Origin of the sequence: Paenibacillus sp. DCT19 (assembly GCF_003268635.1) — a bacterium.
Taxonomy (GTDB): Bacteria; Bacillota; Bacilli; order Paenibacillales; family Paenibacillaceae; genus Paenibacillus.
This window is the reverse complement of record NZ_CP029639.1, coordinates 365,293-389,993: the sequence shown is the minus strand read 5'-3', so window position 1 is coordinate 389,993 and position 24,701 is coordinate 365,293. Positions and strand designations below refer to the sequence as shown.

General features: G+C 46.2%; 17 protein-coding genes and 2 pseudogenes. 9 read left to right on the top strand and 10 right to left on the bottom strand.

All coding sequences use genetic code 11. From position 1 onward, the window contains the following. The first annotated feature begins 80 nt into the window (after positions 1–80). From DMB88_RS01805 to DMB88_RS01795, 3 genes and pseudogenes are all read left to right on the top strand, one after another. A complete protein-coding gene (locus DMB88_RS01805) occupies positions 81–575 on the top strand; it encodes a chromate efflux transcriptional regulator ChrS (protein WP_128099963.1) in 495 nt (164 codons plus the stop codon). Between the two features lie 12 nt (positions 576–587). Beyond that, positions 588–1,219 (top strand): annotated as a pseudogene (locus DMB88_RS01800) (chromate transporter). Next, complete coding sequence (locus DMB88_RS01795) at positions 1,177–1,722, top strand: chromate efflux transporter ChrA (protein ID WP_128099962.1); 546 nt, start codon at positions 1,177–1,179, stop codon at positions 1,720–1,722. The pseudogene DMB88_RS01800 and the gene DMB88_RS01795 overlap by 43 nt, the downstream one beginning before the upstream one ends. A 191-nt stretch (positions 1,723–1,913) precedes the next feature. Here DMB88_RS01795 and DMB88_RS01790 read toward each other — a convergent pair whose 3' ends face one another. Then, the gene (locus tag DMB88_RS01790) at positions 1,914–4,301 is read right to left on the bottom strand and encodes an Ig-like domain-containing protein (protein ID WP_254438415.1); all 2,388 of its coding nucleotides are present in this window, start codon (positions 4,299–4,301) and stop codon (positions 1,914–1,916) included. Positions 4,302–4,494: 193 nt separating this feature from the next. On the opposite strand from DMB88_RS01790, the gene DMB88_RS01785 reads away from it, so the two are divergent. Next, positions 4,495–5,094: a class I SAM-dependent methyltransferase gene (locus DMB88_RS01785; RefSeq protein ID WP_128099961.1), complete on the top strand. Its 600-nt coding sequence runs from the start codon at positions 4,495–4,497 to the stop codon at positions 5,092–5,094. Between the two features lie 341 nt (positions 5,095–5,435). On the opposite strand, the gene DMB88_RS01780 is transcribed toward DMB88_RS01785, so the two are convergent. The 6 genes and pseudogenes from DMB88_RS01780 to DMB88_RS01755 form a co-directional block, all read right to left on the bottom strand. Further along, positions 5,436–6,566, bottom strand: a complete 1,131-nt coding sequence (locus DMB88_RS01780) for a glycoside hydrolase family 88 protein (RefSeq protein ID WP_128099960.1) — start codon at positions 6,564–6,566, stop codon at positions 5,436–5,438. Positions 6,567–6,696: 130 nt separating this feature from the next. Next, the gene (locus tag DMB88_RS01775; protein WP_128099959.1) at positions 6,697–8,826 is read right to left on the bottom strand and encodes a heparinase II/III family protein; all 2,130 of its coding nucleotides are present in this window, start codon (positions 8,824–8,826) and stop codon (positions 6,697–6,699) included. 250 nt (positions 8,827–9,076) lie between these two features. Continuing rightward, on the bottom strand, positions 9,077–9,736 hold the full coding sequence (locus DMB88_RS01770) for an SGNH/GDSL hydrolase family protein (RefSeq protein WP_128099958.1): 660 nt from the start codon (positions 9,734–9,736) through the stop codon (positions 9,077–9,079). A gap of 131 nt (positions 9,737–9,867) precedes the next feature. Next, positions 9,868–10,664: pseudogene (locus DMB88_RS01765) on the bottom strand (NAD-dependent epimerase/dehydratase family protein). 129 nt (positions 10,665–10,793) lie between these two features. After that, positions 10,794–11,123 carry an AzlD domain-containing protein gene (locus DMB88_RS01760; RefSeq protein ID WP_128099957.1) on the bottom strand — a complete coding sequence of 110 codons (330 nt, stop codon included), beginning with the start codon at positions 11,121–11,123 and terminating at the stop codon, positions 10,794–10,796. After that, positions 11,114–11,842 carry an AzlC family ABC transporter permease gene (locus tag DMB88_RS01755; protein WP_254438602.1) on the bottom strand — a complete coding sequence of 243 codons (729 nt, stop codon included), beginning with the start codon at positions 11,840–11,842 and terminating at the stop codon, positions 11,114–11,116. The genes DMB88_RS01760 and DMB88_RS01755 overlap by 10 nt, the downstream gene beginning before the upstream one ends. 318 nt (positions 11,843–12,160) lie before the next feature. Here DMB88_RS01755 and DMB88_RS01750 point away from each other — a divergent pair, with 318 nt between their 5' ends. Then, positions 12,161–14,161 carry a methyl-accepting chemotaxis protein gene (locus DMB88_RS01750; protein WP_128099956.1) on the top strand — a complete coding sequence of 667 codons (2,001 nt, stop codon included), beginning with the start codon at positions 12,161–12,163 and terminating at the stop codon, positions 14,159–14,161. Between the two features lie 250 nt (positions 14,162–14,411). Here DMB88_RS01750 and DMB88_RS01745 read toward each other — a convergent pair whose 3' ends face one another. After that, positions 14,412–15,638, bottom strand: a complete 1,227-nt coding sequence (locus DMB88_RS01745) for a DUF2087 domain-containing protein (protein WP_128099955.1) — start codon at positions 15,636–15,638, stop codon at positions 14,412–14,414. Positions 15,639–15,948: 310 nt separating this feature from the next. Beyond that, positions 15,949–17,922 (bottom strand): methyl-accepting chemotaxis protein, encoded by a 1,974-nt coding sequence (locus DMB88_RS01740; protein ID WP_128099954.1) that lies wholly within the window; start codon positions 17,920–17,922, stop codon positions 15,949–15,951. Positions 17,923–18,159: 237 nt separating this feature from the next. On the opposite strand from DMB88_RS01740, the gene DMB88_RS01735 reads away from it, so the two are divergent. After that, positions 18,160–19,593, top strand: coding sequence for a serine hydrolase domain-containing protein (locus DMB88_RS01735; RefSeq protein WP_128099953.1), 1,434 nt, complete (start codon positions 18,160–18,162; stop codon positions 19,591–19,593). 204 nt (positions 19,594–19,797) lie between these two features. Here DMB88_RS01735 and nagZ read toward each other — a convergent pair whose 3' ends face one another. After that, complete coding sequence (gene nagZ, locus DMB88_RS01730) at positions 19,798–21,471, bottom strand: beta-N-acetylhexosaminidase (RefSeq protein WP_128099952.1); 1,674 nt, start codon at positions 21,469–21,471, stop codon at positions 19,798–19,800. Between the two features lie 266 nt (positions 21,472–21,737). On the opposite strand from nagZ, the gene DMB88_RS01725 reads away from it, so the two are divergent. Genes DMB88_RS01725 through DMB88_RS01715 form a run of 3 tightly spaced genes read left to right on the top strand, consistent with a single transcriptional unit; the run spans position 21,738 to position 24,584 of the window. Then, complete coding sequence (locus DMB88_RS01725; protein ID WP_128099951.1) at positions 21,738–22,562, top strand: TolB-like translocation protein; 825 nt, start codon at positions 21,738–21,740, stop codon at positions 22,560–22,562. Between the two features lie 12 nt (positions 22,563–22,574). Continuing rightward, entirely contained in the window at positions 22,575–23,987 is a 1,413-nt protein-coding gene (locus tag DMB88_RS01720) for an N-acetylmuramoyl-L-alanine amidase family protein (RefSeq protein WP_128099950.1), read from the top strand. 36 nt (positions 23,988–24,023) lie between these two features. Then, on the top strand, positions 24,024–24,584 hold the full coding sequence (locus DMB88_RS01715) for a GerMN domain-containing protein (protein WP_128099949.1): 561 nt from the start codon (positions 24,024–24,026) through the stop codon (positions 24,582–24,584). Positions 24,585–24,701: the final 117 nt, after the last annotated feature.

The following is a 24,701-nucleotide window of genomic DNA, read 5'->3' as shown; positions in this document are numbered from 1 at the left end:
TTAAGAGTGCTACGTACAAAATGTATAAATGCTCATTTCATGTTCTAACTGTAATTAGCGATAGAAAAGGATGGTCAATCATGGCAGAGAAACGCTCTTCTAAGGGTGGAGAAATCCCCCAAATGCACAATCTGGATGAAATAGATCGTAAAATATTGGCTGCTCTGCATCACAACAGTCGGATGTCTTATACCGATCTGGGACAACAGATTGGTTTATCTCGCGTAGCCGTACAGGCACGAATTAATGCGCTATCCGAAAAAGGCGTTATTGAACGGTTCACGGTTGTCATCAACCCCGGCAAGGTTGGACTACAGGTCTCAGCCTTTTTCAATGTGGACGTAGAACCTCCTTTTCTGGACGAGGTAGCGGAGAAGCTGGATGAAGAACCAGCGGTGACCAGCCTATACCATATGACAGGCCCAAGTACTCTGCATATGCATGGTATTTTTGCTGATATGGAAGAGATGGAGCAGTTTCTACTAGAGAAACTCTATAAAATGCCGGGAATTGTCAAAGTAGAGTCACAACTATTGTTAAAACGTTATAAAAGCCGGATGGGCATGAGACTGTAGGAGGATAACAGCATGAGTTGGAAAGTTTATAGCGGTCTCATCACAGGGATGATGCGAACCGGAATTTTGGGATATGGCGGTGGCCCTTCGGTAATTCCCTTGATTCGTTATGAAGCCGTTACACGTTATAAATGGGTTAGTGATGAGGAGTTCGGGGAAATCTTAGCTATCGCTAATGCTCTCCCAGGTCCCATTGCGACCAAAATGATTGCATATTTAGGCTATAAAACCAAAGGTCTCTTGGGCGCGATTATAGCTGTGTTAGCCCATATACTGCCGACAAGTATTGCCATTATTGCACTGCTTGGCTCGATGTATGCCTTGCGAGAATCCAAAGTCGTCGCAGGCATGGTGGCGGCTGTGCGTCCGGTCATTTTTGTCATGCTCGGCATGATGGCTTATGAGTTCGCCATGAAAGCGTGGAAAGGACTCGGCAAAACCTTTGCCCTCCTATTTGGGGTCATTGCGTTTGTACTCTTGTTGTTACTAGACATTCACCCGGTATCGTTATCGCTGTCTTTCTAGTCTATGGGTTCTTCCATTTCGATGTGGTTCAGCGCTTCAAGTCGAAGGACAACGCCGATAAGGGGTGTCCTAGACGATGCTACAGACATGGTGGGAGTTATTTTGGGGATTTTTTGTAGCTAATATATTAGGATACGGGGGCGGTCCAGCCTCCATTCCGCTTATGCAAGAAGAGATCGTGAATCACTACAAGTGGCTGACGACAGAGCAATTTGGTGATGTGCTTGCCATTAGTAATGCACTCCCAGGGCCCATCGCTACCAAGATTGCCGCCTTTGTTGGTTATCAGGTTGCTGGCTGGTTTGGTGCATTCATTGCCAGCTTCGCTACGATTGTGCCTTCGGCCGTCGCATTAATTCTATTGCTACGCTTGCTTAACAAATACCGTACCTCTTCAAAGGTCAAAGGCATGACGCTGTTAGTACAGCCCGTCATTGCCGTGCTCATGATTCTGCTCACATGGGAGTTCGGCCAAGTCTCCACCGAGTCGATCGGCATCTGGCAAACCTTAATTATTGCTGGAATCTCGCTATGGGTCATGACCAAAACCAAGCTTCACCCTGCTATTCTGATTGTCATTGCTTTTGCATACGGCGCATTCGTTCTGCCTCATTTCATGTAATTCAACTGCTCACTTGTGATGACGAATAGCTCGCTCGTTATAATATTTTTATAAACATTAGCACAATAAAAAACGGTGATACCCGCTCACAAGAACAGGTATCACCGTTTTTCTTTTGTTATCTTAGTATGTTGTAGCTAGTACTTCATACAACATGCCCTACTGTTATTTACCTCGGTTTTAAGAAGAGATTACTTCGCTTCAACAACGATCGTCACTTTCGTTTTCACGCCAGCATAGGTAACCGTAATTGTTGCTTTCCCCTTACCATTCGCTTGAATAACGCCGTCCTTCACCGATGCTGTCGCAATACGAGAAGACTTCCACAACGCTGGTTTGGATACGTCCGCTTCACTACCATCTGCAAATGTTGCTGTTGCGATTACGGTCGCTTTGTCACCTGGCTTCATCGTCAGCGTAACTTTATCAGTTTGCAGATATTTCAAGGTATCCACATCCACCGCAATCGTAACCGATTTGCTGCCATACTTCGCTGTAATTTTAGCTTTACCTGAACCGATCGCTTTTACAGCGCCTTTGCTCACCTGTGCAACCTTGTAGTTATTTGTTTTCCATTCTGCTTTATCCGTTACATCACGTTCGCTACCATCACTCAATAGGACGGTAACCGTCAGGTTTTCAGTGTCTCCTGATTTCAGAGAAAGTGCTGGCACGGATGCTTCAATACGTGAGATTACGTCAACCTCAACCTGAATGGTGATTTTCTTGGAACCGTACTCTGCTGTGATGTTTGCTTTACCACTGCTGTTCGCTGTGATAACGCCTTTTTTCACATCAGCCACACGTGCATTGCTTGATTTCCAAGTGGCTTCAGAGGATACGTCTTTCGTCAATCCATCCTCATCCGTAGCAGTCAGCTCGATTTGTTTTGTTTCTTTCGCAGACAATACTACGAAGTTCTCATCCGCTTCCAGATCACTAGCCATGCCAACTTCCACTGGCAACGTCAACGTTTTTCCTTCGATTTTGGCTGTAATCGTCGCTTTACCCGTTGCTACACCCGTTACATTACCTTTGCTGTCAACTTCAGCAATTTTGTCGCTGCTGCTGCTCCATGTTGCATCCTCAGATACATCCTTGGAGACTTCACCGAACACGGCGAAAACTTTAGCAGCGAACGTGCCACCCACTGCGACGGAGGCTTTTTTCTTCTCCATCTCATACTTGTCCGCTACATCAACATTGACCGTGAATTTAACGGTTTTGCCTCCATAAGCAACGGTAATGGTCGCTGTACCGGATTTGTATGCGATCAGTTCGCCGTTAGATACATAAACGACATCTGCATTATTGGAAGTCCACGTTGCTTTTTTCGTTACTTCTTCCTTGCTTCCGTCGATATATTCTGCTTTTACGACAAGATTCTTGGTTTTGGTATTATCCGCAAGGCTCATAGCAACCTTGTCCTCAACACCATCGATATCGAGGTATCTCGCTGTATCTACATCCACTGCAATCTCTACCGTTTTACCGCTGTGTGTCGCTTTGATCGTAGTTGAACCACTGCCCACAGCCGTAATTTTGCCTTTGAATACGGTAGCTACCTTCTCATTGCTGGATGTCCATGTAGCAAGATCTGTGACCGGCTTATCCGCACTATCCGGATAAGAAGCCGTTAGTACAATGTCTGCTGTACTATTGCTCTCTGGGTTTGTGCTATCGACACGCAAGAACACACTTTGTTTACTTGCGCTCAGTTTGCTCGTCAGATCAACATCAACATCAATTGTTACGGACTTCGTACCGTAAGTTGCTGTGATTTTAGCTGAACCAGCAGCGTAACCTTTAATTTTACCTTTAATTGCATCTGCTACCTTCTCGTTGCTCGTAGTCCACTCTGCAAGCTCAGTCACGACTTTTGTTGAACCGTCTGGATATGTTGCTGTTAGCTCTACATCATCTTGACCATTCAATAACAGATTGATCTGTTTCTTATTCGCATCTACACGTTTAACCACTTCAACGTTAACATCTACCGTTACGCTTTGTTTACCAACCTTACCTGTGATCACGGCTGTACCTGCACTTTGGCCGGTAACCTCTCCATTTACTACAGTCGCTACTTTGTCATCACTAGAGGACCATTCCGCAATTTTCGCTGCTGCTTCCTCTACAGTGTTGTCACTGTATGTTGCTGTTAGATTGATCTTCTTCGAAGCTCCAATTCGCAGATCCAGCGTCTGCACATCCTTGGATAACGCTTTGACCTTTTTCGTCACGTTGACATGAATCGTTTGTTGTTTGCCCTGATAGGACACGGTTATTGTTGCATCACCCTCAGCTTTGGCGCTAATTGTACCGTTATTCGCCGTTGCGATCGCACCATCACTACTGCTCCAATCCGAACTGATTGTCACACTTTGCGATGTATTATCGCTATATACCCCTGTAGCCGTCACTGAAGTCGAATCACCCACTTCGAGCGACAACTCATTTTTAGACAATACAATTTTGGATAGCTCTTTATCTGCCGCAGCGGCCAGGCCTACGTTGGAAATACTCAGTACCAGTACCAGCATCATCACCATATACTTGGTCAATCTTGGCTTTAACATCATTTCCCCCGATTGTAATCATTTTTTTCCTTACGTTTAATGTCGGCAGGTTCTTTCCAGATGTTTAGACTTTCAGGAAAATTAGTGGAAATTAATTCTTATTCCGACGCAAAAAGCACTCAAGATCATATAGGATAAGTTCCCGCATACGCTATTATAGCGGCAATTGAAATTGATGGATGATTGGGGGACAACGATGACGAAGTCTTTCGACTATATTGAATATTGGGAGCAAACGTATCGCTCAGGGGAAACATCAGGGAGAGGGTCTTACGGCGTGCTGGCTGAATTTAAGGCTGAGGTTGTGAATGAGCTTATCCAGCGAGAAGGCATCACCAGCGTAATTGAGTTTGGATGTGGAGATGGTAATCAGCTGCAATACATGAACTATGGAACGTATCTCGGTATGGACGTAGCAGCATCGTCCGTTCGTTTATGTGCTGCCAAGTTTGCAAGTGATACCTCCAAGAGCTTCATGTTATATACACCTGGTCTATGGATTAACCGTGGTTTTCTTCAGGCGGATCTGACCATCTGTCTCGATGTGCTCTACCACATTACAGATGAACAGGATTTTCGTAATACTTTGTATGATATCCTGCATGCATCTGGAGAGTGGGTTGTCCTCTATACCCGGCTGAAAGATACAGGCAACACTGGCGTGGATACGATCCAAGATCGCAATCTGTTCCATTATCTGTACGATTATCCGGAATTCAAAGTGCAGGAGATCATCCCGCAGCGTTACCCGGATCAATCATCAGCTGATTTTGTGATTTTGAGACGTAGCCTTTAAACGTAGAGAGGTACCTGAGCGGAGACTGTAACGACTCCAACGGTTAATCTAGTAGCTAGATAATTTACAGACTGAATTTGAACCAATATGAAATGAACGGAAGGATATTACTATGCATGCTACTCCGTTGAAAGCTAAGCGATCTACTATGCTCTCTATATTTGCGGCATAAACAAACAACACAGTGATGAGATGTGCTCATGTAAGAATTTTTGTAGATTCTACAGAAAACTCTACTTTGCACACTCAACCACTGTGTTTTTCTATTATAAATTAGGTCGTTATGATCAATCATGGCTGATGAATAATTGCAAAAGGCTGTTGGGAGGAATTAAACGAATTTAAAAAAATCCGGGACGTCCTTGCAGCTTCGCCAGTGCTTCCATATAGAAATAATCACCATAGATAATTGGGACATTAATGCCCCGTCCCTCTGGATAATGCACGGTTCCCTGCATAATTAAGCCTTCTTCTGCTGCAGACTCACCTGAGCTATAGCGCTCGTACAAGCCCCGAGCGATGCGCTCCCCTGCCGCAGCGTATTCCGCTCCGCGTGGCGACAGCTTCGCGAGCTCGAGCAGTCCACTCGCGGCAATGGCCGCAGCGGACGAGTCCCACGCCACCTGATGCTCCGCAGGTGCGCGGAAATCCCACATCGGCACGATCTCTTCGCCAAGCATGGCGAGGTAGAAATCGGCCGCGCCTTCCGCTGTCTCCAGATAGCGGGCTTCGCCCGTATGCCGGAAAGACAGCGCAAACCCGTGCAACGCCCAGGCCGTGCCCCGCGCCCAGGCGGAACCCGGAGCATGGCCTTGGCCGCCATGCTCCCGAAGCTTCTGCCCCGTGTGTGGATCGAACTCCACCACGTGGCAGATGGACCCGTCCGCGCGCACGAATTCACGCGCTACGGTGTCCGCATGTGCTTCCGCCAGCCAGCGGAAGCGCGGATCGCCGCTCTGCTCTGACGCCCAGTAGAGCAGCGGCAGGTTCATCATGCTGTCAATGATGGCTACGCCGCGCGTGTCCATCGTTGACGAGCTGAAATTCCATGCGCGGATGAACTCACCGCGCACATGGAAGCGGGCAGCAAGTAGATTGGCGGCGAGTAAGCCCCGCCGCTTGCCATCTGCGCTGCCTGTCTGGCTGTAGTTGGCTACGCCACTAAGCAGCCAGATGAACCCTAGATCGTGATCGACAGAGTCCGGATCACGAAGACAACCCTCCAATTGGCGCTCACAGCTTTCAGCAATACGCGCCAAGGAGGCAGCCGCCTCAGCATTCGGCGCTGCTTCATGGACCAGCCAGAGTAGTCCCGGCCAGAAGCCAGCCGTCCACCACTCCGGGTCATTCTGATCATATCTGCCTTGCGGAGCGATATGCGGAAAGGTATCTTTAATCCGCTCTGCATTGCGAAGTACTTTTGCTGCCCCTTGCCGCCATGCTTCTTCTACCCAATTAGCCGTTTCTGTCATACGTTGTATCCTCCTCTAATCAATCTTTTTCGTCTATAAATAGGGCTACTTCAACAGGTGCATGCCCTACCCTTCCATGTTCAAATGCACTCCATAGCGATCAGCGCCAACAACGCCCAACCCATTCCCTCTACACGCTAGGCCGAGTGATGAACTTCATTCTGCACCAGGTCTCCTGCACAGAGGGAGCTGTCGTTTCCATACCCTGATTCGGTGTACGTTCCAATACAAGCTCGGTAACATATAGCCTCAGGGGAAGATGATCATGGTCAACGGTATCCACCACTTCAAGTCGAGCAACCCAACGGTCTGAGCTGTGTTCGGATTCATAGGTCATGCTCACCACGACTTTATCGGTCTTCCATTGAACCACACCAGCATGGATCACAGGTTCAACGTGGCTGACTAAGCGCTGAATCACATTTTTGTATACACAAGCATAAGCGCTATTACTAGCATTTGAAGTTACATCTTCATTGGCGCCCTCATCTCCACTTGCACTCACACTTGCCTTTCCAGTCACATTTGTATTTACATTTGGATTTCCATTTATTCTTGCTTCAGCATACAGATTCAGCTCACTTGCTCGTGCCACATCATCTATATCCATATTTATATAATCGGGATCTTGGACGGACTTCCATGTAAAATGATCCTCTACCCACAGCTCAGCCTCCTGAGCCGCCGGAGGACAACTCCAATTAAAATGTCTCGTATACCGATCCAACGTAGGTGCTTTCCTATAGGCTGACGTGAGGTCGAACATGATGGCTGCGCTATGCGGTGATGTATGCTTCATCTCAAGCATCTTTGCCTCAGCTTCTCTTCCCGATTGTTGCACCATTCCTTCAATGATCGGTACGTTATGTCCCTGAGAACCGATCTGGAGAATACTCTCCCGTCCAGGACTGAAATAAGCCTGGGTATACGCACCTGCACCTGGATCACAGAGAATATTGTCACCCGCTGCATGAAGAATGAAATGTCCCAGATCATTGTGGTTATGGGGTTCGTCGTTATGCCCACCTTTCACCGAAAAAGCAACCTCGATGCCTGCCATCTCTTCGTCATGCATCAGTTGAGCTTTACCCATGATCCACGATAGATCCTCCAGTACGATAAATGTCTGAGACGGGGGCTGCCCAGCCTGCTCACGATGATTATCAAGTACAGCCCTGTCCGTCCATAACAGATTACGTGCGACATGAGCCCAGCGCCTACATGGATCATCTGTCAAATGAGGAATGGACAACCGCCAGTTGACTTCCCCTTGCGCTCGCTTAGCTAACCTCGATAACAAGCCTGACGGAATAACCTCCCGTTCATTACTGTCTGAATAATTAACAAATGTACCTGCAGACAGATGGATATGCTGCGGAAATAACGCAATGGCTCTCGTCTTGGATTCAGATAACATATCGAGTGTACCTGCACTGAAGGTTCTCAACATCTCTGCATAATACGTATAGAAGCCAAACCCATATACCCAGTAACCAATCCCCTCCGCACACCCGCCATCCTCGCCATATCCATGCAGAAAGGCATCCATTGCTTGCAGAGTATGCTCTACTGCCTTGACCCGAAGCGACTGATCCTCCAGCAGAAGGAGTGCAGCCACCCCACAGCCACCGCTACATACCGCCGACCAATTATGTTCTGCACGTTCCCATCCGTACGTTCGATCCTCGCGATATAGCGGCGCGAAAATACGGCGCTCCATCTCGGAGCGAACCCGTCGCTCTACTCGCTCATCGATAATGCCACCCAGCATGACAATAATTTCTGCGAGCATTTGAGCAGTCTCCGCTGCAAACAGATCAATCCATGTGTAAGCATTCGCTTCTTCTCCAGGGGGTATGTGGGCAGACAGGCACCAGGTATGTTCATTACACACACTCCAGATCAGATCCTCCAGCAGAGATACGTATGTAGAATTTTTCGACGTAGCCGAAGCCGTTAATACACCAAGAGCCACGATTCGCCCACGACGTTCAAAATAAGCTGCTTCATACGCCTTTCGTTCCCCAGCATCCCTGAATTGGCGCAAAAGGGTAAACGATAATTCAGGCATAGGCTCACAACTTGCCCTTAACGCATACGTCTCAATGTCCTTCCAGAAATCATTGTATTCCTGATCATTACGTGTATTCGCAATCCTGCCTTTCCATTCGGAAACGCTTTCCAAAGCTTTCGAAGTTCCCTGTTCCAATGCCTCCGCAATCTGCTTCGTCGTCCAGTTCAGTCCAGGATGGACGGTCATGAGAAAAGCCTCCTTACCACTGTAACCGATTTCAATTTGAGCTATTGCTTGATATGCTTATGATCATTTTAACACTCTTTAGGGAGTACCTTCCAATTTTTAAATAGAACTACTCATTTCCGCCTCCCCATACCGAATCGCAAATAAGCGAAGAAAGTGCGCACAGCCTTCCTCCGCTCACGATATTATTGCGTGTTCAAAAAGGGCGGTTTTTAGTACCAAGAAGATGGGATGAAGATAACTACCTCTATTATTGTATTTTCAACGGGCTGTTCTGTACTACATCCAACCACTGGCGAGCGATCAGTTCATGTCCTGCTGCTGTTGGATGAACGCCGTCCCATAACCAATAAGCAGCTTCTGCCTGCTGAAGTGCATCGTTGAACTGCTGTTGAAGCGGTACAAATATAGCATTAAACTCATGGGCAAGCTCACGAACCAAGTGCTGATATTCACCAATTCGCTCCTGCCAACGATCCCAATTTTCTATGGTTGCTCCTGTTTGTAAAATAAAAGGCTCCAAAAGCACCAGCCCCGTATCCGGCATCACTTCACGTGTCTCTTCCAAAAGGTGCCGATACGCTCGTCCCAGACGATCGGTGAACCCGCTTGCTTCACCATTCATGCTACGCCAAGCATCGTTAACACCAATCAGAATGCTAATTAGATTCGGCTTCAAGCTGAACGTATCCTCATTCCAGCGTGCATACAAGTCGGATGCGCGGTCACCACTAATACCTCTATTGTAGAAAAGCGGCTGTCTAGCCGCCAGATCTACACTCAATCTGCTTGCAATTAGATAGGCGTACCCGTGACCGAGAAAATGATTGGGGTCATCATTACGGGATCTTCCTCCATCTGTGATCGAATCTCCCTGAAACAATATAACGGATGAATGTGTACTCGTCATTGATACCGTTCCTTCCTTCGAATAATAATAGAAATGAACATCGGACTATCTCATTCCCCATTTTATCCCTTTCCCGTTCAATAGAAAATAGCGTTTTCATATTTAAAATAAGAAAGAACCTAGACATATGTCTAGGTTCCCTTTTGCTCCTTCGCTGTATAACCGCCGCCTTGATATGCTGTTTCATCCTGCTTATCAGGTGCACCATGACGTTTAGCTTCCTCCCATAGATCTGCCGCATCATCCAAGGGAATATATCCTATTTTCTCTTTAAGGTATCCGATATCGTAATAATTATCTGTATTCGCTGAAGTTCCGTATAGGTTAAGGTACGTAAGATTTGTATCTGCCTCAACACAACAATGGGCTAACTGCACCATATCCCGTGGCGAAATCCAGATATGTGCGGAACGTTCGGAATGTGGATGAGTGTCCCAGAGAAGTTGCCAATTCGGATATTAAATGAAGACAAGCCATGCTTATCCACGTAATACCGTCCCAACAACTCTATGTAACACTTGCTGAGCCCATAGAAGCTATCTGGCCGATACGGATCATCAACCTCAATATCCTCGCCTGTTTTATAGAACCCTGTTGCATGGTTTGAACTTGCAAATATGACACGTTTCACACCATTCAACCGAGCAGCTTCATACAGATGATATGCCCCAGTCACATTAATCGGCAGTACTTTACCCAGAAAATCCTCTTCATCCTTTGCCCACGCGATATGCAGGATTGTATCCACACCTTGGGTGAGTTCCTTGATTCTCTCCGCATCCGTAACATCTAGTTTCACAATGCCTGCCTCATCGTCCTGCTGCAGATCAGCAGCGACGATATCATACTTTTCCAGTGCTCTTAGTCCCGTAAGTAGGCTTCTACCTATCACACCAGCCGCTCCTGTGATTAACACTTTGCGCCTTATCGTTCCCATCGAGTTCGCTCCCTTCGCTCCTCAGCATAATGTTCTCTCATGTGAAACACTTCTATATGAGCATTATTAACCGATTAAGCCGAAGGTTTACTCCTAATCACTGGAAATTTTATAGCAGCATTACCCCATCCAATACCTCAAAATCATCATCGCAACAATACCAACAAGGACGGTTCCAAGCAGACTTCGCGTCCAGATCGCAACAATAAGCGTGGGCAAGGCTGCCCATAACGCTGGATTGTGTGTAATCGGTACGAGTTTGTTGCCAGACATGAAGAGTTCCTGTCCAATTAGAGCAGCCATAACAGCCACTGGTACGTATTCAAGCCAGCGTAGCAGCCACATTGGAATCTGTATTTTACTGAACAACATCAAGGGCAGCACACGGGGGATAAACGTTAACAATGCCGAGCCCATAATGATCCAGAATACATCCCATCTTACTTCCATCTTTCCATCACCACTCCTATGGTTGCCGCAATGACTGCGGCTACAATAATACTCATGCTGCCTAGTGACGCCATGCTCGCGATAATAACACATACCACTGCGATGATAGCGACATTAATATGTAGCTTTTTATTTTTCCGTTGTACAAGTTGAAGCACGATCAGACCGATGAACATAGCAGGTAATGCAAAATCAAGCCCTAACCGCTCTGGATTCGTAATCCAGCGCCCAAAGTACGCTCCCGCCATATTCGCTGCGAACCAGTTCAGGTACGCGGTAATATTCAGTCCATGCATCCAGCGCTCACTTAATCTCTCGCGCCCAATCGCACGAGTCATGGCTACACCGAACGACTCATCGGTGAGCAGAGAGCCAATCCACATATTTTTGAGTGGAGTCAGATGGCGAAAATACGGGGACACTGCTGCACTGAGCAACAAGTGACGAAGGTTAACAAAAAATATCGTAAATATAATTGCAGCTGCCGACCCATTCGATGCTAGCATACCAGCAGCAATAAATTGGGCAGATCCTGCGTATAAGATCAGACTGAGCAGGGCCGTTTCCGCTAAACTTAGACCCGCTGTCATTTCAATAACACCTGCGGCAAATCCAATACTTAAATAGCCTAACAATGTTGGGATACAGTCTTTAACTCCTTGCATAAAAGAAGCTGTATCCTGCACATCTGCTGCAGGTGATGACTCAGCCTCGACCATGACTGCTTTACTCAATTCGGGTACAACCCCTTCCTATTCCTGTTGGTGTATAGGTGTTTTTCACACATTAACCTAGAAATATACCACAAGATGAAAGATTCGGGAGAGGTAAAATTTTTTATGCAAAAGTACTCAAAAAGACCTAATCCAAACGACCTATGCAGCCGAATATATATTACATGATCACCTAAGTTATGATGGGACAAGCTTAAGCTTGATTATGTCGTGATCCAAAACAATAACAACGTAGGTTGTCGCTGTTTTTGCTCAAACAGGTTGATCCATATTATTGCGGGTGTTGCTTAGAGGGGAATATGTATGAAGAAGAAACGTGAGGTTGTTGTCAAAAGGGCTATACAAATGAGAGAGAAACTGATTCTGTCATTTGCGATTGTCCTACTCATTCCAACGATCAGCCTAGGCATCATCTCGTTCCAGACTGCTGAAGGTAAAGTGGAAGAAAAGATGTACGAAAGTGCCATGAGCAGTGTGAATGTGCTTAACCAGACCATTGATGAGATCATTGGTGCTACACGAAAAAATGTCGATTTCCTGGCTTCCCAGATGGATGCAGGCAATGTAGGCCCCACCCAAGGGGACGAAACAGAAACCATTCGTACCCTACTTGATGCATATAAAGAAACTCACGATGACGTAGAGCTTGCCTCGATCGGTACAGATCAAGGGGTGTATGTCAATTCTCCCGTAACCGCGGTCAATAAGGCAGGGTATGACCCTCGTGAACGGCCGTGGTATCAAGCCGCAACACAGAACAAAGATATTCCAACCGTAATCACACCATATATCTCTAGCAACACAGGTAACGTTGTTGCCTCAGTAGCTCAGACCACAGCAGATGGTCATGGCGTCGTCTCTGTCAGCCTTTCGCTTGAAGGCTTGTCGCAGACCGTTAACAACACCAAGATTGGTACCAAAGGTTATGTGTACATCATTGATAACGCCAATAAAATCATCGTTCACCCTACCGTGGAGCCAGGGACAGAAGGAACAACCGCTCCATTCCAAGACATTTTTAATCAGAAAAATGGTTCTCTCACGTATACATTAGAAGGTCATAAGGAGCATGCATTCTTCACAACGAATGAAACAACCGGCTGGACAGTTGTAGGTGTTATTGACAGTGATGAAGTCACTGCCTCCGTTCGTCCTATTCTGTATACCACGCTAATTGTCGTTTCCATTGCCGTTGCCGTAAGCTCCATTATCATTTACTGGATCGTACAATCGATCACACGCCCACTGAATCGCCTGGTGCAGGCATCTAATGAGATTAGTGATGGTAATTTGGCAATAGAGGTACCCGTTACTGGACAAGATGAATTCGGTAAACTGAGCACCAGCTTCAACAAAATGAGCCAATCTCTGCGCAGCGTAATTCAAGATGTAAGACAGACTGCTGATGAATTAACCAGCTCATCTAACCAGCTTGCCGTGAACGCATCCGAGACAACCAAAGCAACAGAGCAGGTTGCACTGATTACCGAAGAATCCGCAACAGGCATTGAGAAACAAGCCAGCCGTCTGAAGCATACTTCTCAGCAGATGAATGAACTTGCCGGGGGCGTTGGACAGGTGACTGACAGCACTCAGCAAGTGTCCGAAGCTGCTTTGCAGGCTAGCGAACTAGCTAAGCAGGGCAATGCCTCCATTCAAACTGTCGTCACTGAAATGGATTCGGTAAGCCGCTTTGTCGATAATATGACCAAAACAGCGGAACGACTGGGACACCATTCTACCTCCATTGGCGAAATGGTCTTGGTGATTACCGATATTGCAGCTCAGACCAACTTACTTGCCCTGAACGCTTCTATTGAAGCCGCACGAGCTGGTGAGCATGGACGCGGGTTCTCCGTTGTTGCTAGTGAGGTTCGCAAGCTCGCAGAACAATCCAGCGAGTCTGGCCAACGTATTGTTGAGCGCGTTGCTTCCATTAGACAGGAGATTGAGCAGGCGAACAAGGATGCCCAAGCTGGGCAACAGGATGTGGCTAGCGGTATTCGTGCAGTTCGCTCTGCCGATGAAGCTTTTGCACAGATCAATCAAGCCGTAGATGTAGTCAATCACCAGCTGGAGAGTATCGCTGCTGCTTCACAGCAGATGGCTGCAAGTACAGCAGAAGTGGTTCAATCCATCGACCACATTCACTCTATTTCTGAAGCAAATGCAGATGGTACAGAGAATATATCCGCAGCAACAGAGGAACAAGTCGCTTCAATGCAAGAGATTTCATCCTCAGCTGACTCTCTTGCACACTTAGCGCACAGACTGCAGAAGCTGGTTGACCAATTCAAACTATAATCCTTCTGATCCATTCGCTTGGCATCGTTAAAGTTATGGTGTTATGAATACTTCATAATGGAGTGTTACAATACAAAATGCCCCGCCGGCTAGAGTTAGCCAAGCGGGGCATTTTCCTTTGGATAGAACAATCCATAAGACGATCTATAAAACAACAGGTTCACATGTTACATCATATAGATACATGTTCTACCTTTTTCACTTCCATTTATACCTTGTCTCTGTTGCCTCAATTTATGCCTGGGTTGGATCAGCTATTTTTACTGTCTCCATGGTAACCATGCTCCCCATATGGCTGAAGCTTCTCCATCCATGCCTGCAACAGCTTCGCCAGCGCATCTTTTGTATCAAAAAACGGATTATCTTGCTTCTTCAACTTCTCCACCACTTCGATCGTAAAGGCAGACTCCCCATACTCATTCCATTCTGCCTGTAATGATCGATTAAGATGAGTTCCCATCTGAAGCATGAACTTCTGTCCATTCATCGTTTTCAAATTAGGGGTGCTATCCAAAAACACCTTACCATTTTGTTCATTGCGAATTTGATATACACCTGCCTCAATTTTAACCTCTTTGGCCTGTTCTTGAAGTTCTTTGCGGCGATTCATACGTTCCAACTCCCCTTTCTTCACTTTATTCTCTTCAACTGTTGTTGAATGTGCATCATTGGATGCTGCACCCGTGCTGCTCTGTGCTCCATCAACTTGATCAACTTCCCGCCAATATTGACTGCCATCCGCTTCTCGGCCAAGAAATCCATAGTCAACGAGATAACGACGGATCTCAACATCATCATGATAGACCTGCTTTAACAGCACTTTGACTTGTTTTTCCGTGTAGGTTCGCCCAGTTTCGAATCGTTGGATGATTTCAGTCAGCACAATAAACTTATGCTTTTGCTGCATCTGGAACGTCGTTAACATGCCGTCCGTACCCTCGGGGAAATATTTAGTTAACACCTTGGCTCGATCCTGATCCGATATATCGAATGATCCTCTATTCATTTGACCTACTTGTTTGTTCACAGGTGTCACGAATTCAGCCGGTGCATGGGTATCTTTACTTTTGAGAAGCTCCATCAATGCCAGAAAAATTTTCGCTTGCCGCTCTTTTTCCTTCAACATATATCTATGGTTGCGAATAGTGGAAGCACTGCCGATCCCAAGCGCCTCCTGCACTTCAGCGTCTTTCTTCCCTGCATAGAATTGAGCGAGCAAGCTACGCTGCACATCCGATAATCCGGTTATCGCTTTGTCCTGCTCCAGCAAATATTCAAATACCGATCCGTGCGTTTTCTCCAAATGAACTCGAATGTAACGCTCTGCCTCATACAACACGCCGTCTTCGGGATAGATGATGCCTACTTCTGTGCTGTATCCGCAGCAGATGCACGCATAACTCGATGCTTCCTTCAAGTATCCTCGCTTGATCTCTTCTAATGAAGCGGTCTGCAATATAACGTCCGTTGATTTCATGGAAGAACTCTCCCCTTATCCTCTATCGTTAAACTCATAAGAATGAATTTATTACTTTATCGCTTAGACTGGTTCAAACCAAATTGATCACACAGTATTATAGACAAAAATTAATTACGTTTGTTTATTTATAGATATAATATAATTAAGTTTATACAAAGTCAACAAACACCCTTACTCATAGAAGTAAGCTATTGGTCAGAACATGTACCCGGAAGTATGTCCCCACTTCAACTTATAAGCTGGAAAACAAAAAAAGACTGCAGGGTTACAACCCCACAGCCTTAAACATCTTTTTCTACAACACGTTCTATAGTTTGAAACGCTCAATCATGCTTTGAAGATCCTCTGCCATACGGGATAGAGCCGCAGAGGACGCCGCAACCTCTTCCATCGTTGCCAGTTGCTCCTGCGCAGCGGCTGAACCATCCTCGGTTCCTGAGGCAATCTGATCCGACAGAAGGATCGTGTCATTCACCGCTTTGGTTACATGCCCCATTCCACCATCAATCTGACGGGACGCAGCCGATACTTCCTCTGCTTGTGCCGCCACCTGCTGAACAGCATCCCGAATATCTTGGAAGGCTCCTCCCGCTTCCGTAATCATCTGCGAGCTCTTCATCATACTTTCGCCTGTTTGGGCAAAGGTTGACTGTACGGCATTGGTCTTCTCTTGCATTTCCTGCATTAACTCATTAATACGCTCAGCCGAACTTCCCGAGCTCTGGGCAAGTATCTTCACTTCATTAGCAACAACGGCGAAGCCGCGACCTTGCTCACCTGCTCGTGCCGCTTCAATTGTTGCATTCAACGCCAAAATGTTCGTCTGTTTAGCGATTGCCGTAATCTCCGTAACAATCTGAATGATCTCATCATTTTTGGCACGCAGATCCTCAATCACAGCCTCCACTGCTTTACTCTCATCATTGACTTGGTGCATATATGCTACCGCTCCATCTACTGTAACCATGCCTGCCTCGGATTTTGTAGATGCTTCCAGTGCGATTCGCGCAGTACTTTCGGCACTCGTTGAAATTTCCTTAACACCTAAGGACATCTCTCCAATTAGTTGCCCTGTAGCCGACAGACTGTGATTTTGTTTCGTCGTTCCTTCCGCCGCGCCTTGCATCAGCTCAGCCACCTGCTCCGTCGCTTTGGATGTCTGTTCTGAACTCGCCATCAGCTCTTCCGATGAAGCTGCCAATTGACTCGATGTGCCGTGAACTTCGCCAAGAACTTCACGCAGAGACGAGGTCATCGTGTCAAAGCTATTCGCTAACTGACCAAATTCATCATTCCGCTTCATGCCGATATGAACGGTAAGATCCCCTGCACTCACCTGCGAAGCTGCTTGGGTAAGCTGCGTCAATGGACGATGGATGCTACGGATGATAAAGATCAGCAAAATAGTACCGATCAAGAGCGAACCGCCTACAACCATGTACGTCCGAATCAAAATGGGTCTTACTGCTTCAGCCGCTTCAGAAGGAACCAGCTCGCCAACAATCTTCCACCCCGTCGCTGGATTTGTGAAATATACAGCTTGCAATTCCTGACCTTCATAGGTGTATTTCACGGTACCCCGGTCTTGCGTGTACATCTCATTAATATAACTTGCATCAGACTGTACCCCAGATTCAATATTGTAATGGAAGAGGAACTTTCCTCCATTATCCAGCATGTACAGCTTACCTTCTTTACCGATATGTATGTTATCTACCGATTCCTTCAAATGATTGAGACTTACATTGGCACCAAATACCCCTTTACCATCAGCTAGTTTGGCCGCCGCCGTCACAACCCACTCCCCTGTTGTCGCAGATTGGAATGTGTCAGAGATAATAGGCTCCGATCCAGCCATAGCCTGTTTGTACCAGCTTCGCTCACGCGGATCGTATATCTGTGCACCTGGGTCAGGCGATTTCATCCAACTACCATCCTCAGCACCTATAGTCAGTACAGCGAGTTCATCATGGTTTTCTGACATGCGATCCATCTGTTTTTGCAGCGCAGGCGATTTGTTAATTACATCGCTAGACGTTACCCCTGCAGCTAGCTGTGCAGCATTATCCTTCTCCATATCGAGCATTTCATTAATCTGTAAACTAAGCATTTCTGTTTTGGCTTGTGCAGAATGAATGAGTTCTTCGTTAACCCGCTCTGCTGCCTTTGTGTAGGATAACCAGCCTACGCTAATGCTCGGTATAATCAGGAACAAGAGCAATGAAGCGATTAGCCGTTTTTTGACAGTCAAGGTAAACCAGTTTTTCATTAATTTCTTCATTATGTCTATCCTCCATTAAATTCATCACCCTTCTTTTTATCGGATAGACATACGAAAAATATTACGCATAGATATTAAATAGTTCGGATTTTGGAGATTGGGTGTCATATTTACAAGATGGCAACATGAGCATACTTAATTTTGACCACTTGTTCGAGATCGTTTACAATTGCTCATAAAGCTGGTTATTCATGAAACGTTTGGAAGGAGAGGATTCAAATTATACGCAAGTCGCAAGTGCAACAACCTGTTTCTAAGCTATTTATCTCGTTATCCCGTATCATGCTCGTACTTATGTTGTGTGCTAGCCCCGTGCTGGGACAGGCCGGGAATGTCGCTTCGGCCGCTCAAGCGGCTAACACTGTTCATATTGAAGTGAATGGTCAAGAACAGACCTGGAAGAATCAGCCGCTTATTTTTCAAGGGTCAACCTTCGTACCGCTTCGAGATGTTGTGCAATCCTTAAAGGGTACGCTCAAATGGGATGCGCCTACGAAGACAGCGACCATTACGGTTGGAAGAGACACCCTCATTCATCAGGCAAGCAGCAGCTCCATTCAAGTTAATCACGTTCAACTATCTACAGGCGTTAAATCCCGGACGGTGAATGGTACATTGATGATTCCGGTTCGTCCACTTGCCAATGCACTCAAGGCAGATATCAAGGTACAACGTACCGCCTCCGGACAGATGAGTGTAAACGTACAGACAGATCAAGTCAGTGTATTAAATGCTGAACTTGCGAGTGTGGATACGTATCTGCGCGAAGCTGAGTTTCCTGGCATGGCATTGATTGCTAAGGATGGCGAGGTGTTACTGCGCCAAGGCTACGGCCTTGCTGATGAACACACATTGAATCGTCCGGATCAGAAGACTCGTATCGCTTCACTGAGTAAGTCATTCACCGCTGCATCTATCCTGCACTTAGCAGAAGAAGGGTTGCTCGATGTGCAAGACCCGATCTCCAAGTACATCTCAGGCATTCCAGAAGGGGATAAAATTACGCTACATATGTTGTTATCCCAGACTTCCGGTATTCCTTCCGCATTTGGCCGAGGAGAAGGGACTTCTCTGGAGGAAACGGTAGAGGAGATTCGGCACAAAACGCTGAAGTTTGAACCAGGTAGTGCTTATCTATACAGCAACAGCGGCTATGTGTTACTCGCCTATGTTATTGAGCAAGTATCCGGCAGCAGCTACGCTGATTATGTACAACAAACGATTCTGAAACCGCTCGGAATGAAAAACTCAGGAGAAGCCTCCCGTCAAGTTCATACCATCAGTGGATTTGTTTCCGAAAATAACGCTTGGGTGCCTGCACCTTATTACGTTTCGCAGTCTGGATCAGGAACGATCTACTCCACGGTAGACGATATGTTGAAATGGGATCGTGCGCTTTACACCGATCAGATCTTGAGCCAAGATACGATTGAACAAATGTATAAGCCTTACTCCAGCAAAAACTATGGTTACGCTTGGATTCTGAAAGAAAATGATCAGAACCGTACCGTTTTCCATAACGGTAGTGGTGGTGGCTTCGCCACTGCGTTCTCTCGCAATCTATCCGATGACATCACGATCATCCTGCTCGGCAATCATGCAGGCATGGATATGACTACTCTGATGAGTGAGGTAGAAGCCGAGACAGCCAAAGCATTGCATTTGCAATAATAATGTTCTTCATTTTATAAAACTACATTGATGTATCACCAAAAAAGGACGTCTCCTTGATTAGCCATCTCCCAATCTATGTAACAGGGAAATGACTCTCATGGATTCGTCCTTTTTGCTATGTGTAATAGCTATAACCACGCACTCTATATCACACACTACAGTCTACATCAGTTCAAGTTACATCATCGTTTTTATCTCACTTCACTCGATCGACACAGGTGATTTCCCCTGAAAAGGAATCTGACCTAGGAGCGCTTGAGCAACACTATTCATTGCGAGCGGCCGACTCTCGTAAGCTGCTACATAAACCTTCACGATAGGTAGAGCAAGCAGGTCATACGGGCTGCGTAGCGCTACAACTGCTAGCGGTTTTCCGATTTGCTGCAACGCTTCAATTAATCTACATTGTGATTCGCCAGACGCACTACTGGCATTGTAAGTACCCACGATAATTTGCTCCACTTCTTGCGCTCTCGCAGCCTGTAACATACTCGCAGAGGAAGTGGAGACATTCTCTACATTAACATACAGATCAATAACCTCCAGCCCATAACGCGACAATACAGCACCCAACGTGGATGTTTCACTTAATTGTTCATCAACAGCACTGGTCACCGATGATGCAACCGTGATGACCAATGTACGCTGCATTTTCAGGGGCAACATCCCAATCTGATCACGTACAAGTGTGATGCTCCTCTCACTGATCCGCTGAGCTACAGCCTGATAGAGCGGACTGTTACGCTCTGTTCCAGTATCCAAAGCGGGCATATCCGGCTGTGCGAGAGATCGATTAGCACCCTCACTTCGATTGTCTTCATTCATTCCATTATCTAATAAACCATGCTTGCTCTTATACCTCAACAGCCGTATCACCGACTCATCTATACGTTCTTCGCTAATTCGCTCCTGCTGTACCGCAGCGATTAGCGCCTCATACGCCTCTATCTGTAACCTCGGCGTGTGACTAATGAGTACCAGATCTGCTCCAGCCTCTACAGCCATCACTGCCGCTTCAACCGTTCCATAGTGTACAGCAATGGCATCCATCTCCATACAGTCTGTTACAATCATACCCTCATAACCGAATTCCTCGCGGAGCAACCCGTGAAGTACGGATCGTGACAAAGTGACAGGTAGACGCTCTGATTCGAGTGCAGGAAAATAAATATGTGCCGACATCACCGCGCCCACACCAGCTGCTATAGCGGCACGAAACGGAACCAGCTCAACTTGGTTCATCCGCTCTCGGTCATGATGAATAACGGGTAGATCAAGATGGGAATCTGTGTCGGTGTCCCCGTGACCTGGGAAATGCTTGGCTGTTGCTACCACTCCAGCATCCTGATAACCCATTACGGCTCTAACCCCGTACTCTGCCACGGCATCAGCCTTCTCACCAAATGAGCGTACACCAATGACAGGGTTAGCCGCATTATTATTAACGTCCAAGACTGGCGCAAAATTCATGTTAATCCCCATAGATCTCAACTCTATGCCACTTATATATGCCGCTTGATAAGCGTCATCTTGGGAACCGGCAGCAGCAATCGCCATCTGTCCAGGCATTAACGCGATCCCCTCCGTAATCCTGGATACCATGCCGCCCTCCTGATCAATGGAAATCCAGAGTGGAATATGGTCACTTGCGGAAGCAATGCTCTGTAGTCCCTGTGAAAGTTTCTCTACCTGCTCAGGCGATTCCGCATTACGTGCAAAATATATAACGCCACCAACCGGGTACTGCTGAATGAACGTTTCAATATCTCCGGCAGCCTCTGTGCCATGGAATCCAATCAATAACATTTGCCCAACCTTTTCCCGTAAACTCATAGACTGCAGAATGCTCTGATACCTTTCCCCTTGCTCACTCATCTCCATTCTCCTCCCGATAAACCATTGTCCATCATATGAAAATATGAAGCGTGATCAATCTTATGTCCATATCCTACATCGGTTTGTCCGTTTGATCCATTAAATATATATCATACTGATCGAAGGATGCATTGATGATATACAAACTTTTAAATATTGATCAGATAGAAACATTTTTACAATTTTACCGTTTATATAATGTAGGGATATTATGGAATTAAAAAGGAGATGCGTGCATTTCAATAGGCAATAAAGGAGAAGATGCGATGCAAAAGATAGCTGGCTGGTTATTGGTCGGCGTGCTCTTAGCAGGATTGACGACCACAGCACCCTCTATAGTGAACGCTAAACAGAACATATCCGAGTCTGTGAAAACCCACTCCGTTCTAAGCGCTACGGCCGCTCCATCTGTGTATGCCAGTAACCGTACGTTCCAAAAAAGCAGCAATAACCCCTTCCTTTGGAAGGGAGGAAACGTTACCTTAACCACAACTTCTGTTCAGCGGGAAGGCGTTCCAGCTTTTGAGCAACATGTCATTCAGTCCATCGTCGTTACCCAAGGGAAACAGCAATATATAATCCAGTCCGCGGATTGGGAGGACAAGCTGCTCCAGATTACAAGTATCGCTGCCTCTAACTCGAAGACATGGATTGCCATACAAGCTGAACGTAGCGCAGGAAGTTCATTGATTCTCCTGAACCTTGAAACGGGCGAGTGGAAGAATCTTCAGGATCGATTACACCAGACTGGTCAGAAAAACGTAGAAACCATCACGGCTTATGCCTGGGCACCTTCCGAGGATCAGATCGCCTTCTCTTACGGAGATACCTCCAGAAGCTCCATATCCATCTACGATGCACAACAAGACCAATTGACGAAGCTACCCAGGCCAACGAACTACATCACGACCTCAATAATCCTGTGGCAAAAGGACGGCACATGGTTAGATTACATCAGTGAATATCCATCAGATCAGTTCATTATGTACAGATACACGTTAGCCAGTAACAAGGTAAAACCGATAAAGAAAATGAAACGACAAGAATTCCAAGAATGGATCAAGCTTAATCAAGCTCTTAGATCTAAATAATAGAGGTGTGTAATGAAGAAGACCTTGCTACTCTTATGGATGAGCCTGTTCCTGCTGTTCTTACTACCAAGTCCTGGACATGCTGCAGCGAACACGTCAAAGATTTTTTTGGATGGTGAGCAATTAAGTCTACCTAATGATGTTCAAGTGACAATCGTCAATAAAAACGTGATGATTCCCATCCGGGTCGTTGCCGAAAATCTAAAATTCCAGGTCGACTGGAATCAGAAAGCAAGCCAAGTGAAGATTCAACAAGATAACCAAATACTCGCCTTAACCGTTAATCAGAAGAAAGCCATGGTGGGTGGCAAGGAAGTAAGTTTAAATACCGCCCCGCAGATCATCAACAATACAGTCGTGGTACCGATTCGATTTGTCAGTGAACAGATGGGATTAACAGTGAAGTGGAACAACCAAGACAAAATCGTATACTTAGTGAATACCATCAAAACTCCTGCCCAAGAACCCAACACAAATACAGGGCAAGATGATAGCTCTACCTTAGCCCAAGTGACAGATATCCTGTTTACAAACAACCAACTCTTGGTATCTATGGATCAAGATGTGCAACCGATCATTACCACACTGAAGAACCCTGACCGGCTGGTTGTTGATTTACCAAGAACCGTATTCGGTAATATGGCACAACCTCTGGATCAAGGGATGAATGGAAAGTTAGATGTAAGTGGATTCCCGAATGTGACCGATGTAAGATATTCACTGTTCAAAAAAGATCCGGGTCAAGTCCGAATTGTCGTCGAATTGAATCAAGTCAAAAGTGTTCAGTTCAGCCAGGAGCAGGTCGCTGGCAAACTCATCGTGGATCTGAACGTTTCCGGTGAGAACGTCATCCCCGTCATTGTCACGCCAGTAGGTGAACCAGGACGCAAAGTGGTCGTCATTGATCCAGGGCATGGCGGAAATGATCCAGGAACAATAAGCATTACGAATAAACCTGAGAAAGACTTCACCCTCGCTGTAGGGCTGAAAGTACAAGCACTCCTGCAACAGGAGGAAAACATTCAACTGGTTATGACACGTGTTACGGATGTATATCCCACACGCCCTGAACGTGTCAAACTCGCCAATGATCTGAATGCAGATGTGTTTGTATCCATCCATGGCAATAGTGTAGAGTCTGCTCCCAAAGTATCAGGAACAGAGACATTTTATTACCAACGCAGTAGCAGCAAGGATTTGGCGAACGTTATCCATAAACATTTGATTCAATCTATGGGGCTTAAAGACCGCGGTGTGAAAAATGGTAATCTAGAGGTCATTCGGAACACCACGATGCCTGCGGTACTGTTAGAACTCGGCTTCCTCAGTAATGCCGAAGAAGAAATTGCTCTGTTATCCGAGGACATGCAGATGAAGGCTGCTCAAGCGATTGTAGATGGAATCAAGGAATACCTCGGGCTCTAAATCATATTGAATATCACTTAGAAGGGATGTGCTCGATTGAGAGCTAAGTTAGGATGTGCACTCATCTTGTCCATTTTAATGATTGTTGGAATCGGTTGTGCTCAGAAGCCTGTTACTGAATCCGGATCGAATGAACCAAGCAGTGTCCAAGGCCAGGGACAATCCCCGAGCCCAGCGGAAACCACAGTAGAACCAGAGACAAGAATCTCACAAGCTGTGGAGGTCTATTACGCAGATGCAGAATTACTGGGGCTGGAGCAACAAAAGCAAACCATTGATTTCAAGGAAGAAACAGAGAAGTATCAAAAGACGTTCGAAGCATTACAGAGCAACTCGGATGAAAATCTCATTTCCTTATGGGATCAGGTAGAGCTACTCTCCACAACGTTTGAGGATGGTGCACTTACGCTAGATGTCCATATTCCAGAGGAAGCCAGCCTGGGATCCAGTGGAGAACTGCTTGCACTTGATGCACTGACCCAAACGATGTTTCAATTCGATGAAGTCAGCAGTATTGATGTGTTAGTGGATGGCGAAGCATCCGAGAGCTTGATGGGACATTCTGAACTGGAACACCCCATTCAACGTACACCATAGCTACAAAGGAATGTAATGATTCAGCATTGAATCATTGGCTGACACGATGATAAGCAAGCAATGCTTGTCATCGTGTTTTTATATTTTCATGATATAAAGAGAACGCCCCGTAAGGGC